Annotated in this window: 12 protein-coding genes; 5 read left to right on the top strand and 7 right to left on the bottom strand. The window is 41.9% G+C overall.

Annotation, left to right across the window (positions count from 1 at the left end; all coding sequences use genetic code 11):
* Nucleotides 1-28: 28 nt before the first annotated feature.
* Entirely contained in the window at nt 29-1,516 is a 1,488-nt protein-coding gene (locus J3455_RS08100) for a capsule assembly Wzi family protein (protein WP_349561502.1), read from the bottom strand.
* A gap of 153 nt (nt 1,517-1,669) precedes the next feature.
* Here J3455_RS08100 and waaA point away from each other — a divergent pair, with 153 nt between their 5' ends.
* The gene (gene waaA, locus J3455_RS08095; RefSeq protein WP_130050625.1) at nt 1,670-2,929 is read left to right on the top strand and encodes a lipid IV(A) 3-deoxy-D-manno-octulosonic acid transferase; all 1,260 of its coding nucleotides are present in this window, start codon (nt 1,670-1,672) and stop codon (nt 2,927-2,929) included.
* Nucleotides 2,930-2,974: 45 nt separating this feature from the next.
* Entirely contained in the window at nt 2,975-3,517 is a 543-nt protein-coding gene (locus tag J3455_RS08090; RefSeq protein WP_349561544.1) for a DUF1415 domain-containing protein, read from the top strand.
* Between the two features lie 80 nt (nt 3,518-3,597).
* Here J3455_RS08090 and J3455_RS08085 read toward each other — a convergent pair whose 3' ends face one another.
* From J3455_RS08085 to purL, 4 genes are all read right to left on the bottom strand, one after another.
* Nucleotides 3,598-3,933 (bottom strand): YdbL family probable chaperone protein, encoded by a 336-nt coding sequence (locus J3455_RS08085; protein WP_130050624.1) that lies wholly within the window; start codon nt 3,931-3,933, stop codon nt 3,598-3,600.
* A 9-nt stretch (nt 3,934-3,942) separates the two neighbouring features.
* A complete protein-coding gene (locus tag J3455_RS08080; RefSeq protein WP_054551055.1) occupies nt 3,943-4,125 on the bottom strand; it encodes a YnbE family lipoprotein in 183 nt (60 codons plus the stop codon).
* Complete coding sequence (locus J3455_RS08075; RefSeq protein ID WP_349561501.1) at nt 4,118-6,571, bottom strand: intermembrane phospholipid transport YdbH family protein; 2,454 nt, start codon at nt 6,569-6,571, stop codon at nt 4,118-4,120. Before J3455_RS08075 ends, J3455_RS08080 begins: the two co-directional genes overlap by 8 nt.
* Before the next feature lie 150 nt (nt 6,572-6,721).
* Entirely contained in the window at nt 6,722-10,606 is a 3,885-nt protein-coding gene (gene purL, locus J3455_RS08070; protein ID WP_349561500.1) for a phosphoribosylformylglycinamidine synthase, read from the bottom strand.
* A gap of 310 nt (nt 10,607-10,916) precedes the next feature.
* Between purL and mltF the strand changes: the two genes are divergently transcribed.
* Entirely contained in the window at nt 10,917-12,386 is a 1,470-nt protein-coding gene (mltF, locus tag J3455_RS08065) for a membrane-bound lytic murein transglycosylase MltF (RefSeq protein ID WP_130050621.1), read from the top strand.
* 94 nt (nt 12,387-12,480) lie between these two features.
* Complete coding sequence (locus J3455_RS08060) at nt 12,481-12,651, top strand: hypothetical protein (RefSeq protein ID WP_167658517.1); 171 nt, start codon at nt 12,481-12,483, stop codon at nt 12,649-12,651.
* Here the strand turns inward: J3455_RS08060 and tadA are convergent, their stop codons facing one another.
* A complete protein-coding gene (gene tadA, locus J3455_RS08055) occupies nt 12,652-13,149 on the bottom strand; it encodes a tRNA adenosine(34) deaminase TadA (RefSeq protein ID WP_130050620.1) in 498 nt (165 codons plus the stop codon).
* Nucleotides 13,150-13,329: 180 nt separating this feature from the next.
* On the opposite strand from tadA, the gene J3455_RS08050 reads away from it, so the two are divergent.
* Nucleotides 13,330-14,634 (top strand): inosine/guanosine kinase, encoded by a 1,305-nt coding sequence (locus tag J3455_RS08050; RefSeq protein ID WP_130050619.1) that lies wholly within the window; start codon nt 13,330-13,332, stop codon nt 14,632-14,634.
* A 6-nt stretch (nt 14,635-14,640) separates the two neighbouring features.
* On the opposite strand, the gene glsB is transcribed toward J3455_RS08050, so the two are convergent.
* Nucleotides 14,641-15,561 (bottom strand): glutaminase B, encoded by a 921-nt coding sequence (gene glsB / locus J3455_RS08045; RefSeq protein ID WP_130050618.1) that lies wholly within the window; start codon nt 15,559-15,561, stop codon nt 14,641-14,643.
* Nucleotides 15,562-15,568: the final 7 nt, after the last annotated feature.

The raw sequence follows: 15,568 nt of genomic DNA, 5'->3' as shown, positions 1-15,568 counted from the left end.
ATTCCTTAAAAAGTATTAACGGCTTTGCTTACCAAAAATATGCAACAGATAACCAAGTATAGTTATCTCCAAATACATCTTCACCATAAGTAAGAGTTGTCTCTAATGTATGCTCATTTAATTGGCGTGTGTTACTTAGTTGAAGCTCAACGGCGCGTTCATAATCGCCAGTCGTTTGACCCCACTCATTTAGATAGTTACTTTCATTTTCTATCAATGTTAGCTTACTGCGCCAGAATGAGCGGTAGCTTTCACTATAAGTTAACTCCATGCTGTGCACCTGTGTAGGAGGTGCATCAGCGTAAACTCTCGCGACGCCATTGGCATGCAAGTCAGTATATCGCTGATCAGCCGCATAATGTCCCGTTACAAAACCACTAACCGTATTACCATATACTGGGTATATCTCATTGACGTACCACAGACTATGCATATTGGTATATTCATACCTAAGCGACATTTTATTACTCAGCTTTGGTAAGAAGAAGCCAAAATTACTAACAGTATTACCAAATTGGTAGTTCTTATGATTTTTTGTATCTTCACCACCATATTCAAAGTAAAGTTCAACGGGCATTCCCCAATTAAAATTTACAGTGCTGGTAATTGTTACGTATTGGTCACCTAACTCATTATCTTTACTACCAGTGAGGCCTGAGTTGTCATTACCTGCGGGATCAAAAAATGCATCAACCACATCACCAGCATCTACTTTACGGGGCCCACCACCAAACTGCATCATTCTATTAAGGCCAATCTTCCAACCATCAAGCGGCTCAATACTAAAATGCGTTCCAGCAAGCTTTGGTGTGCCACTATGAAGCTCATTTTGATAAAGAATGCCATTATCGACATGTTCAAGTTCAGAATAATAAAGCTCAAAGTCAAAATTCCACCAGTTATGAGCTGGTTTTACCATTCCCAAAGAAATCGAAGGTGCAGTTTTAGCATTGGTAGAAATAATTTGTGCAGAGTACTTAAAAGGTGAAAACCAGTGCTCTTTATAGCCAAGGTTTAACTGTAAATCTCTCCCTGCGAAGCTGATAAAGGAATTGTAATTTACAAACTTATTTGCTTTGGCTCGATAATCAACACCAACTTGTACTAAAGTGTAATCATTGGCACGCCAAATACCTTCGAAGAAGCCTTGCCCCCATTCATCAGAACTAAGTCCGCGTTGATTAGCTATTTTCTTGGTATTATCTGTATCTACTTGTAATTTTACACCGACACGAGTGATTGCATCATCACTTTGATACGGCTTTATTTTTGAACGAATAACAGCAGCTAACCCCGGCTCGTCCTTTGCTAGTAAAAGAAGTGCTTTTTCGACTTCTGCTAAACGATATGGCTTAGCCATAGGAGTGCCAATTGTTAGTGCAAACAAAGTATCTAATTGATGATCAAGCTGTGCATCCATACCAATAGGTAAATAAGCAGTTGGCGTTGCTAATAAAGGCATTGAGCAACTTAGTAAGGCACCTATTACCGAGGCTTTTATCATTTTAAATTTCATAATTGCTTCGTTGATTTGTTAAGTAACCGAAATACTACCAAATAAGCCAATAGTAAACACTTAAAACTCTCATTGATAACCGTTTTTAACATTTTATATTTAGATCGCGTAGGTTCCACGCTATCATAACGTTTTATCCATATAGGCTAGGCAATGGCGCGCATTTTATACTCTTTACTTTTATACCTACTAAGCCCACTGGTTATTTTCTACCTGTATGTTTTACGTGGGAAAAAGAATAAGGGTTACCGTGAGCACTTTGCTGAGCGCTTTGGCTTTTCGAATTTATCGCATCACGATGTTGTTTTTCATTGTGCCTCTGTAGGTGAAGTGCTAGCGGCAACCCCGCTTATCAAGGCCGTTCAATCAGAAAATCCAGTGCTTACTATTTTAGTAACCTGTAACACCCCTACAGGCCGCGAACAAATAAAAAATAACTTTAAAGACTCTGTTAGCAGCTGTTATTTACCGATTGATTTTTTCTTTGCTACGCGTCGATTTTTAAAACGTATCAAGCCAAAGGTACTGTGTATTTTAGAAACTGAACTTTGGCCTAACCTTATGGCTCAAAGCAACAGCTACGGCACAAAAGTTCTTGTGTTAAATGCCAGACTTTCAGCCAAATCACAGCAAGGCTACCAAAAGGTAATACCTTTAACTAAAGTGATCATGCAGTCTATTAGCGACCTTGCCAGTCATAATCAAGATGATGCCAAACGTTTTATTGAGCTTGGTTTAAAGCCTGAAAAGGCACGCGTATTTGGCTCAATTAAATTTGATATTACGCCAACAAATGAGCAATTAAATAAAGTCGCAGCACTTAAAAACAAATATAACAACGAGCGATTTATCTGGGTTGCAGGCTCCACTCACCCTGTTGAACATGAGCTTATTTTAAGTGCTCATGAAAAGCTGTTAAAAGCCTTACCCAACGCTCTTTTGATTATTGCTCCGCGTCACCCAGAGCAATTTGATAAAGTCGCAGAGATATTAAAAAGCTCAACGATGAACTTTAGTCGTCGTAGTGAAGATAACTATGACAACCAACAAGTTGTGCTAGCTGATACTTTAGGCGAGTTACAATGCTTATATGGTGTGGCAAACATCAGTTATGTTGGCGGAAGTTTAATAGAGCGAGGCGGCCATAATCCATTAGAGTCAGCAGCGTTTTCTGTTGGGGTATTAGCAGGTCCTCATACCTATAACTTTGACCATATTTATCCTGAGCTGATTAGTGCTCAAGGAGCTAAAATTGTCATCGATGAAAACCAACTAGCTGACACACTTATCTCTTTGAGTGCTAATCCACAGGAGACGATTAAGCTTGGTCAACAAGCTGCAAAATGCGTTGCTAATAATCAAGGTGCTATCAGTAAAACGGTCAATTTAATTGAGCTTTACTTAGAAAAGTAATTTAGAGAAATAGAATAGAGAAAGAATGTGACTGCAAAACAAGCGATGAATCGCCCAGAAAAACAAATGCGCGAATGGGTATCAAGCGTAATCGTAAAATACAATTTCTGCCCCTTTGCCCGTAAAGAAGTTGAAAGCAATTGCATTCATTATCAAATCAGTCAGTCTATTACACTTGATGATGCAGTAATGGATATGCTTGAGCAGTGTAGCGAGTTAGATCAGCAAGCACAGCGCGAAACAACCCTTTTGATGTTTGAACAAGGCTTTAAGGACTTTGAAGAGTTCTTAGATTTAATCGATTTAGCCAATGCGCTTTTAGCTGCGCAAGGTTATGAAGGTAAATATCAAATAGCCAACTTTCACCCTGACTATGTCTTTGCTGACAGTGATGACAGCGATGCTGCAAATTATACCAACCGTGCACCTTACCCGACACTGCATTTGATTCGTGAAGCCAGTATGAGCGAAGCGTTAGATAACTACAATGAACCAGAGTCTATTCCGGAGCACAATATTAAACTTGCAAGGCGCAAAGGCATCGACTTTTGGCAGCAATTGTTACAAAACTGCATCGATAAACGCTAATGTTTACCAATCGTGTAAATGTAAAAAAGCCAGCAGTGCTGGCTTTTTCTGTTTTGTACTGATTCGTTTAATAAAGTGAGTTATTTTTTTACCCACTGACCGTTCACTTCAATGTAGTGACCCGGCTTAGTTTTCTCGATAGTTTTAGCGGCTGCAAGTGCTTCAACTTGCGCTAAAGAGAGGTTGTTCTTTTTCGCCAGTTTTAAATATTGCTCTTTGCGCTTTGCATTTATTTCTTCAACCACCGCTTTTGCTTCACTGTTATTAACCACTAAACCTAAATAGCCTGAGCTGTTTTCACCCACTAGCCCTTGGCTCTTTGCATCATCAAGGCTGATAGCCCATACAGAGAAAGATAAACAAACAGCACTGATCATGGTGATCACATTTAGTTTTTTAAGTTGTAATTTACGCATGTTTGCTCCTTAGAATAATTCACTATCATCACTGAATAAGGTATCAAGTTCTTTATCCACTTTTACGCGGATCTCATGATCAACTTTTACATTTAAGTTGATTGTAATCGGCTCTTTTGCTGCCACCTCTACACGGTGAGTACAGGCACTCAGCATGCCTACAGCCGTCAGCATTACTAACCACTTAGCCATCATTGCTTCCTTTTTTTGCATACTCTTTCTCAACTCTTTGAGTAATTTCATCACTTAAACGCAGTGCCCTAAGTAAAGTAAATACATTCTCTTCATGATTATAATTAAAGTTCACCGCTTGTTGCTGCGCTTCATTATAACCCTCTAAATTGACACCTAAATGTAACCAACCATCTGGTTTGAGATTAACACTACTACGTAGTTTTTTAATATCTAAATTTTCAAGTAAACTCAGCGTTGTGCTCAGTTCCTGCTGCTGTGCCTTTACAGCTTCAAAACCTGCATTATTGGTGATCAGTAATTTACCGTCACCTTGATTAACCAGCTGCCCTTGCTTTACTTCTACCCCCTGCTTGCTTATTACAACAGGTAAGGTGCCCGCTAAGCGGCCACTTAAACTAATTCCAGACTCAGCATCAAGGGTGATCAGTTTGCTGGCATCAATATTTTCAAACTTAACAGTCGCGGTTTGGTTATCACTCAGTGGACAGTAGCTATTCACCACAAATTCCCCCCCCATAACCTGACCAGTTAGATTAGCTGCGCAAGGCTGGTTAGCCGTTACCTGCAACTGACCCTGTATATTTTTCACCACTGCACCTGCACGCAGTTCATTAAGTGTAAATTTAGTCGCTGCAATATTAAGCTGCCCTGAATTAAACTTCCCGTTTAGATCCACAGCAAAATCGTTCGCGAGGTAATCGTTGTAAAGCGCACTGAATTTATCTATGTGCAAACTACCCTGTGCTTGTTGAAGATTTACATCACCTTTAATAATGCCCGAAACAACCCCATCAGTGACGGTAGCAAGGGGCTCAAACTGATAAATTATAGGGTTAAGCTTAGCAATTGTCTGCTCTGGTATCACGAGTTCAAATGGGTGCGCAACCTCAGACATATGGTGGCTAATTAGCACTTCAAAGCCATCTGCAAACACATGATGCGTTGCCTGTAAGGCGCGACTTTGTAGTGCCTTTGTAACGACGGACAACTTATTTAAGGTAAGCTCCGGAGTTGTTAATTTGGCGGCAGAGGTTTTGGCATCAATATCAGCAAATAACTCCCCCACACTTAGGTCTGTTCTGAGAGTTAGCTCATTACTGATTTTTGCTGCGTTAATATCATTATAATTTAATGATTTAACCTTGCTGTTAGCTTTAACAATTAAGTGCTGCTGGGCATTATGCTCAGCGTCAATAGTGCTAGTAAAGTCAGCTATCGTTGCATCCGATATAAGCGCGTTTTTAACACTTACATTTGCATTCAATTGAGCAACTATTGGACTCGCAAATAACTCATCAATGTTTAGCTTTCCTTTAGCCTGAATCCCGTCAGCCTGTAAATCTAAAAATGCTGGTAATGAATTCAATGACAGCTGAAAACCTGATTTAACAGTTCCATCATTTAAATGAGCATCAAGCTTAAATTCACTTATATCTTCACTATTAAAATGAATGCCAACTTGGCTTTTAAGTGATGTGAGCGGGTTCTGTAAAGAAAGTGACGTATTACTTACTTTTATCTCGCTTTGCCCCTCATTTGCTTGCAGCTTAACTATAGGGACTGATAGCAACTCACCATCAACACTTAACGGTTCTGCAATTTGCAATTGCCAAGCAAGCGGCAGCTGCGCTCTAATAAATGATTGGTACTGTTGGTTTGCTATAGAGATAAAACAATCTTGGTGTGCACTAAATTGATTCCGTAAAGCTGATAAATCCGCGTTTAGATGCTGTTGATTTAGTTGGTACTTTGCACTCAGGCTCCCTTCAGTAGCAAAACTTAAGTCACATTGCTCTAAAGCGTGCTGATAATTTACATTTACCATGCTTTCAATAGCAACCGTAATACCATCAAACTTAACCTGTGACTGAGTAGTAAAATGGCTGTTTTTGGGCAGTTTGATGAATCGTTCAAGCACTTTCTCATCAAGGGTGAGATTGGCTTTCACTTCATAATTTGATATTTCAACGTCTGCACTGATATCACGTGAAATCGTAAAGTGATTTAAGCGTTTTTCCTGTATCGCCAACCTAACAGGATTGTCGGTAAACGGTGAGACTACATCAAGCTGCTGAATGCTAATTAGCGGTCTTTGCTCTGGTAATACTAAAGCGAGCTTTTTGAATTCTGTTTGTGAAGAGTCAGGTTGTTTACTTACCTGATTGCTAAGAGTGAGATTAGCGCGAGAAACTGTTACCTGCTGCTTATTAGCAATAATACCAGCCAACTCAATTTGCTGTCCTTGGTAGGTTAAACATAATTTCTCGATATTTAAATCAAGCTTGCTGGTTAATGACCAATCAATACAATGAAGCGCAACGCCATTTTTACTGAGCATAGGTGTTAAGTACCACGATGTCAGTGGTAATCTGAACAGATACGCCAAAAGCACCATGCTTAGCACGATACCTAGCAACCCTACGGTTATCCGTTTAAAACTCAAAAAACTCTCCTTGCTTCTCGCTTCTCGCTTCTCGCTTCTCGCTTCTCGCTTCTCAGATCATTATAAACAAAAAGGCCACACATGATAGTGCAGCCTTTTTAGTTTAAACGGTTTGTATGAACCTAGCTTGTATAGCTAAGCACATAGCTTCTAGCCAACGTTTTTGCGTGCGTTGCGGAACATACGCATCCACGGGCTATCTTCACGCCATTCATCTGGGTGCCATGAGTTAGCAACCGTACGGAATACACGCTCTGGGTGCGGCATCATAACCGTTGCACGACCATCTGTAGAAGTAATACCTGTGATACCCTCTGGTGAACCGTTCGGGTTAGCTGGGTATTGCGTAGTTGGATTACCGTAGTTATCAACAAACTTCACTGCCACAGTACCTGACTCAAGCGCTGCTTTAACTGCATCAGCGTTTGCGAACTCAGCATGGCCTTCACCGTGAGAAACAGCGATAGGCATACGTGAACCTGCCATACCATTAAAGAATACTGATGGGTTTTCTTGCACTTCTACAAGGCTAAAGCGAGCTTCAAAGCGCTCTGACTTATTCGTCACGAAACGTGGCCAGTGCTCAGTACCTGGGATCAATTCTTTCAATGTTGAAAGCATTTGACAGCCATTACACACACCTAAGCTGAATGTATCTTCGCGGTGGAAGAAGCTTTGGAACTGCTCACGAGCCATCTCATTAAATAAGATTGACTTAGCCCAGCCTTCACCTGCACCTAGTACGTCACCGTAAGAGAAGCCACCACATGCCACTAAGCCTTTAAATTGCTCAAGTTTTAAACGACCTTCAAGGATATCGCTCATGTGAACGTCAACCGCAGCAAAGCCTGCACGATTAAATGCAGCAGCCATTTCTAAGTGAGAGTTAACACCTTGCTCACGAAGTATCGCCATTTTCGGCTTCGCACCTGTAGCAATGTAAGGCGCTGCAACATCTTCGTTTAGGTCAAAGTTTAGTTTTACGTTAAGACCTGGGTCTTTTGCATCAAACTTAGCATCAAACTCTTGCTTAGCACATTCTGGGTTGTCACGACGTGCTTGCATTTGGTAAGTTGTTTCAGCCCAAATAGTACGAAGCTCAGTACGCGTGTGGTTAAGTACTACATCATCACCACGAGTGAATACCACGCGGTCATCAGCGTTTAATGTACCAATTTCATGACTGATAGCAGCTAGACCGTGGTCGGCAAGAACCGCTTTAACTGCGTCTAAATCGTCATTAGCTACTTGAATCACTGCACCTAACTCTTCATTATAAAGCGCTTCGATGTCTGAACCTGTTAAGCCTGCAAGGTCAACAGTTACACCCGTGTGGCCAGCAAATGCCATTTCAGCAACCGTAGTGAATAAGCCACCGTCTGAACGGTCATGGTAAGCAAGTAACTTATTATCAGCTACAAGTGCTTGCATTGCGTCATAGAAACCTTTTAATAATGCTGGGTTATCAACATCAGGTGTCACATCACCTAGTTGCTTATAAACCTGTGCAAGGCTTGATGCACCCATACGGTTTTGACCAGCACCTAAATCAACTAATAATAGTGATGAGTCACCTTTATCAGTGCGTAGTTGTGGGGTTACTGTTTTACGAACATCTTCAACACGACCAAATGCAGTGATGATCAGCGATAATGGTGCAGTAACAGATTTTTGTTCACCGTCTTCATCCCATTGAGTTTTCATAGACATTGAGTCTTTACCCACAGGGATTGTTAAACCAAGTGCAGGACAAAGCTCTTCACCTACAGCTTTAACTGCTTCATAAAGACCCGCATCTTCGCCAGGGTGACCAGCTGCAGCCATCCAGTTTGCAGATAGCTTGATATTTTCAAGGCCACCGATGTTAGCACAAGCGATGTTAGTTAGAGACTCAGCCACAGCTAAGCGAGCAGAGGCACCGTAGTTTAAAAGTGCAGCTGGTGTACGTTCACCTAATGACATTGCTTCACCGTGGTAAGTATCAAACGCAGCAGCGGTTACCGCACAGTTTGCGACTGGCACCTGCCAAGGACCTACCATTTGGTCACGAGCAACTAAACCCGTTACCGTACGGTCACCAATAGTGATTAAGAATGTTTTCTCAGCAATCGTTGGTAAGCGTAATAAACGCTGTGCAGCATCAGCAGCATCGATGTGAGCAATGTCTAATGGTTGCGATTGGGCTTTTTTCGATTCAACTTCGCGGTGCATTTTTGGTGCTTTACCAAGTAATACATCAAGCGGAAGATCTACAGGACTGTTACCGAAGTGGCTATCTTCAACCGTTAAGTGACGCTCTTCTGTTGCTTCACCAATAACAGCGTATTCTGCACGCTCACGTTTACAGATTGCTTCAAAGCGCGCGAAGTCTTCTGCCGCAACTGCTAATACGTAACGCTCTTGAGATTCGTTACACCAAATTTCGTGTGGTGCCATACCCGGCTCATCGTTTGGAATGTCACGAAGTTGGAATTTACCACCACGACCACCGTCGTCTACAAGCTCAGGGAATGCGTTTGAAAGACCACCTGCACCCACATCGTGGATGAAAGCGATTGGGTTTGCATCACCTAGCTGCCAACATTTGTCGATAACTTCCTGACAACGACGTTCCATTTCTGGGTTTTCACGCTGTACCGATGCAAAGTCTAAATCTTCGTTTGATTGACCAGATGTCATACTAGACGCAGCACCACCACCAAGACCGATGTTCATTGCCGGACCACCTAGTGCAATTAGCTTAGCACCTACAGGGATTTCACCTTTTTGAACATGTTCAGAACGAATGTTACCTAAACCACCTGCAAGCATGATTGGCTTGTGGTAACCACGTACTTCTTCACCGTTATGGCTTGATACTTTCTCTTCGTATGTACGGAAGTAACCAAGTAAGTTAGGACGACCAAATTCGTTATTGAATGCCGCACCACCTAATGGACCTTCTGTCATAATATCAAGTGCATTAACGATACGACCAGGCTTACCGAAGTCAGTTTCCCAAGGTTGCTCGTAGCCAGGAATACGTAGGTTAGATACCGTGAAACCAACTAAACCAGCTTTAGGCTTAGAACCACGGCCTGTAGCACCTTCATCACGAATTTCACCACCAGAACCAGTCGATGCACCTGAGAATGGCGCAATCGCAGTTGGGTGGTTATGAGTTTCAACTTTCATCAAGATTTCGATGTTTTCTTGATGGTACGCGTACTCACCCTCAAGATTAGGGAAGAAACGACCCGCTACCGAACCTTTCATTACCGCTGCGTTATCTTTATATGCCGATAACACGTTTTCAGGGTTCTGCTCGTAAGTATTTTTGATCATTTTGAACAAAGATTTTGGCTGCTCGATGCCATCAATTGTCCAATCAGCGTTAAAGATTTTGTGACGACAATGCTCAGAGTTTGCTTGTGCAAACATGAATAATTCGATGTCGTTCGGGTTACGCCCTAACTTTTGGAAGTTTTCTACTAAGTAATCGATTTCGTCATCTGCAAGCGCAAAACCTTGCTCAACATTTGCTTTAGCAAGTGCTTCACGGCCACCACCTAAAATGTCAACTGATGACATTGGACGCGGGTCATCGTGGCGGAATAATTTAGCTGCATCAGCCATATCTGCGTGAGTTGCTTCAGTCATACGATCATGTAACAACGCTGCAACTTCAGCTGTTTGATCAGCTGATAGATTACCTTCAACGTAGTATGCAATACCACGCTCAACACGGTGAACTTGGCTTAAGCCACAGTTATGTGCGATGTCAGTTGCTTTTGATGCCCAAGGCGAGATAGTACCTGGACGCGGCGTTACAAGAATTAACGTGCCTGCTGGCGTGTGCTCAGCAATCGTTGGACCATAAGTAAGCAGTTTTTCCAGCTTTGTTTGCTCATCAGCTGAAAGTTCAGCAGTGAGATCTGCAAAATGCATGAACTCAGCATAAACGTCAGTGACTGGAAGTTGTGCCTGTTGGCAACGCGCTAAAATTTTCTGAACTCTAAAATCGGAAAGTGCTGGTGCACCACGAAGGATCAACATAGGTATTTTCATCCGGGGTTAGGGATTGAACGATATTTTAGGCGCATATTATAGTGCAAATAACGTCTAGATTTAACTCAAAATTACGCTTTTATTTAAATAATCTCGATAACCGCTATTATGGTCACATCAATTAACTATCTTAGTACTCATTATTTTTCTGCAGGTTCTTGTTCTGTATGACTTATCTACCTTCCCCCTGTTACGATTATTAATTTTTAAATAGATATATAAAACTATTCGCCAAGTGACGTGGCTTTGAAGTTTTGTTATAACGGTAACGTAATGGTTTAAGGGGCATTTATAATCTATGCAAAAGTTACTCGCTATTTTTAGTTTAGTGCTCATGTTATGTGCGTGCGATATGCAACAGCAACCCTCGCAACTCGCTCATATCAAGGCACAGAACAAAATTAGAGTCGGCACTTTAGCTGGTGCGAGTAATTACTATCAAGCACCGCAAGGTGTGCAAGGCTTTGAATATGAACTCGCTCAAGAGTTTGCTGACTATGTTGGTGTTGAGCTTGAAATGGTGCCCTTTTTTAATCTATCCGATATGTTCGCACGCTTAGAAAGTGGCGATTTAGATATAATAGCTTCAGGTCTTACATATAATACGATTCGAGCTGAACATTATCGCTTCGGCCCGACCTATCGCACAATTAGCCAAAAGCTGGTCTATAAACAAGGCCGTACTCGTCCTCGTGAGTTTTCAGATTTAACCGGTAACCTAACTGTTCTAGCAAAAAGCAGCCATTCGTTGGCGCTACAACAATTAAAACAGCTGAATCCAGAGCTCAGCTGGAACGAAACAGAAGACATGGATGAAGAAGAGCTTCTGCAAGCTGTTATCGACGGTGAAATTGATTATACCCTAGCTGATTCACACACCTTGTCGTTGTTTCGCCGCTACCACCCAAATTTAAGCATAGGTTTCTCGGTTACGCGTAATGACCCTATCGCTTGGCTACTAAGAAAAGATGGTGACGATTCTTTATATGCCTTGATGGTGCCATTTTTTGGTGACGTAAAACAAAGCAACCAGCTTTATGTTCTAGAAGAAAAATACTTCGGCCATGTTCGCCAGTTTAATTATGTGAACACCCTAGCTTATATCGAAGCAATAAAAGAGACCTTACCTAAATACCAACCTTGGTTTGAGCAATACGCTGGCAACATAGATTGGCGATTACTGGCAGCCTTGAGTTATCAAGAATCAATGTGGAACCCAAGAGCTAAGTCACCAACGGGTGTGCGTGGTATTATGATGCTCACTCAAGCAACTGCAAAACAGGTCGGCGTAACTAATCGATTAGAACCAGAGCAAAATATTAAAGGCGGTGCAGAGTACCTTGCCAAAGTGATCTCTTGGATCCCTGAACGCATCCCACAGCCTGACAGAACTTGGTTTGCCTTAGCCTCTTACAATGTTGGCTGGGGACACGTAAACGACGCTCGTATCATCACTGAGCAAGAAGGTGCAAGCCCTGACAAATGGGCTGATGTTAAAAAGCGCTTACCTCTTTTAATTAAAAAGCGTTACTATCGTAAAACCAAATATGGTTATGCGCGGGGCGATGTCGCTGTGCAATATGTTGATAATATTCGTCGTTATTACGATGCGTTAGTTTGGCTTGACGAAAATGATGCTATTGCTAATCCCGAGAGCGAGCAACAAACAGCTGAAGAAGCAAAACCTGCAACAGAGGCAAGCGAAATAAAACCAAGCGACAACACTCAACAAACTAACTCAGAGCAGCAGAAGTCAGAAAACAACTAACTTCAAGCACCGAAATCTGTTTACTTGTCATCAAATGATCATTATCTTCCTGTAGAGATCAATATAATGCTTTACTCTCACTTAAGGAGCACACATGTTAAAAAGAAGACGCAAGACACATAAGTTCAAGCGAAATGTTATTTACTCAACGGCTACACGTCGTCGTATCATGCTACGCAATACACACAAAAAAGTTATCTGGCGTCGCCGCCTATTTGCGATGCAGTTAATGGAAGCACAAGTTCCTGCAACGCCGGTTGTCTAACTAGGCGTTGCGAGCAGCCAGCTTTGCCGCCTTTTTCTCTTCTCTACGACGCTTAAAAAACTTAGAAATCACCGCTCCACACTGCTCACTCATAACATCACTAGTTACTTCAACTTGATGATTAAGCCTAGGTTCTTGTAGAAGATTCATAATTGAGCCTGCCGATCCTGTTTTTGCATCCTTAGCGCCAAATACAAGTCGCTTAATACGGCTATGAACCAAAAGGCCTGCGCACATCGAACAAGGTTCTAAAGTTACATACAGAGTGCAATCTATTAGGCGATAGTTGTTAAGTACTTTTCCTGCTTCACGGATTGCCATCATTTCTGCATGAGCTGATGGATCGTTATCAATAATTGAGCGGTTATAGCCATAAGAGATCTGTTGATTGTCTTTTACGAGTACTGCACCAACTGGAATTTCATTAATCGCAGCCGCTTCATTGGCGTAGCTCAATGCTTTCTCCATCCAATACTCGTCGCTAAATTGTTCGCTCATATATCACACAAATCTTGTAAAACTGTGAGTAATTATACCTAGTTAGTGAAAAATGTCGGCAATAAATGCTGCTACAATTAAAAATTAACGCAAAATTTAGTGGCTTTTTCATGGCTCAATAGACCCATATTGCGCTATAATCTCGCGCTTTTTTTATTTAGCTTACAACACGGGTAGCAAATGAAATTTCCTGGACGCCGCAGGCATAAACATTATTTTCCGGTGGAAGCCAAAGATCCACTGACGAATCAACTTAACTCAACCGACCGACTACAACGTAGTTATATTACGGGTATCGACCAAATTGTGGTGGATATTGAAGCGAAAGTTGATCAAGCTTTCCTAGATGAATTTCAATTGCGCCGTGGCATGTCGCAAGTGATCGAAAACGATATTACCAATGCGTTATACGACAGACTGAAACTCGATAACATGATCGATTATGAGTTTGCCGGTGGTACGGTAGGTAACACCATGCACAACTATTCAACACTTGCTGACGACCGCTCAGTGTTGTTAGGAGTAATGAGTGAAAATATCAAAATCGGCAGCTATGCATACCGTTTTTTATGTAACACCTCTAGCCGCGTTGACCTTGACTATCTTCAGCCTGTAGATGGCCCAATTGGTCGCTGTTTTACCTTAATTGACGAGACAGGTGAACGCACCTTCGCAATTAGTGCAGGGCTTATGAATCACCTTCGCCCTGAATCAATCGATCAAGCTCTTATTGAAAATTCATCAGCATTAGTGATCAGCGCATATCTGATGCGTACTCAAGGTGATGAAACCATGACAGAAGCCACTATGCAGGCAGTAAAATATGCCAATGATGCAGGTGTTCCTGTGGTTTTAACCCTTGGTACTAAGTTCTTAATTGAACAAGATCCAGCTTGGTGGGCTGATTTTGTTAAAGAACATGTTGATATTCTTGCTATGAACGAAGAAGAAGGTCTTGCTATTACAGGTTTTGAGGATCCGCTTCTGGCTGCCGACAAAGCGCTAGACTGGACTGATTTAGTTATTTGTACTGCCGGCGAAAAAGGCTTATTTATGGCAGGTTACGTAGACGATTCATTCAAGCGTGAAACAGAATACCCATTATTACCAGGTGCAATTGCTGACTTTAACCGTTATGAATTTTCGCGCGCAATGCGTAAAGAGGACTGCCAAAACCCTATCCGTGCATACAGCCACACAGCACCGTTTATGGGCGGCCCTGATAGTATTAAAAACACTAATGGCGCAGGCGATTGCGCTCTTGCTGCGGTCCTACATGACTTATCAGCCAATGTTTACCACAAACTAAATGTGGCAAACTCAGCGAAGCATCAACAACCTGCAATAACTTACTCATCACTTGCACAAATCAGTAAATACGCTAACCGTGCGAGTTATGAAGTACTGGTTCAGCACTCACCACGTTTATCTCGTGGCTTACCAGAACGTGAAGATTGTTTAGAGCAAGTTTACTGGGATCAGTAACCGCAACTAAAAAATAGAAATATCCAGTTTCTGGGATAAACGCTCAAGAGCCGCTATCCCAGCAACTGAATTCCCATATGAGTTAAGTCTTGGCGCCCAAACAGCCACTGTAAATTGATTCGGTAACACAGCTAAAATAGTGCCCGAAACCCCAGATTTACCCGGCATACCCACACGGTAGCCAAAATCCCCCGCAGCATCGTATAAACCACTAGTAAACAGTAACGAGTTTAACTGCTTGTTTTGTCTAGCACTAAGTACTTCTTGCCCATTGGCATCTTTACCTTGGTTCGCTAAGTAGCTGTAAGCTTTTGCTAATTCTACGCAGTTCAGCTCTATGGCACAGAAGTTAAAGTAAGCCCATAAAACATCATCAACTTCATTATTAAAGTTGCCAAATGACTTCATTAGATGCGCCATCGCGGCATTGCGGTGACGAAACTCATATTCAGAATTAGCCACTTTCTTATCAATAACAACCTGAGCATTACCTGATAACTGGCGAAATGATTCAAGCATAGAGTGCATCGGTGCAGATAAACGACTGTATAAAGCGTCACAGGTGACAATAGCACCGGCGTTAATAAATGGGTTGCGTGGTATGCCCTGCTCAAACTCAAGCTGTGTGAGTGAGTTAAAAGCAGTGCCTGAAGGTTCTTTTCCGACTCGCTGCCATAATTCATCGCCATAACGCTGAAGCGCTAAGGTTAAGGTCATTACTTTTGAGACAGATTGAATCGTGAAACGCGTGCTGCAGTCACCAGCGCAATAGGTTTGCCCATCCACGGTATGAATTGCAATTGCGAATTGGTTTGGTTCAACCTCTGCTAGCGCAGGAATATAATCAGCAACCTTACCTTGGCTCAGTAATGGCTGAACTTCTTTTGTTATTTCATCTAATACGTGTTGATAATCAATCTGTGACATACCGCGT

It is taken from the genome of Pseudoalteromonas sp. NFXS39, from assembly GCF_040148775.1.
GTDB classification, from domain to species: Bacteria; Pseudomonadota; Gammaproteobacteria; order Enterobacterales; family Alteromonadaceae; genus Pseudoalteromonas; species Pseudoalteromonas apostichopi.
Note: the sequence above shows the minus strand (reverse complement) of the source record. Positions and strands in the feature narration are given on the sequence as shown.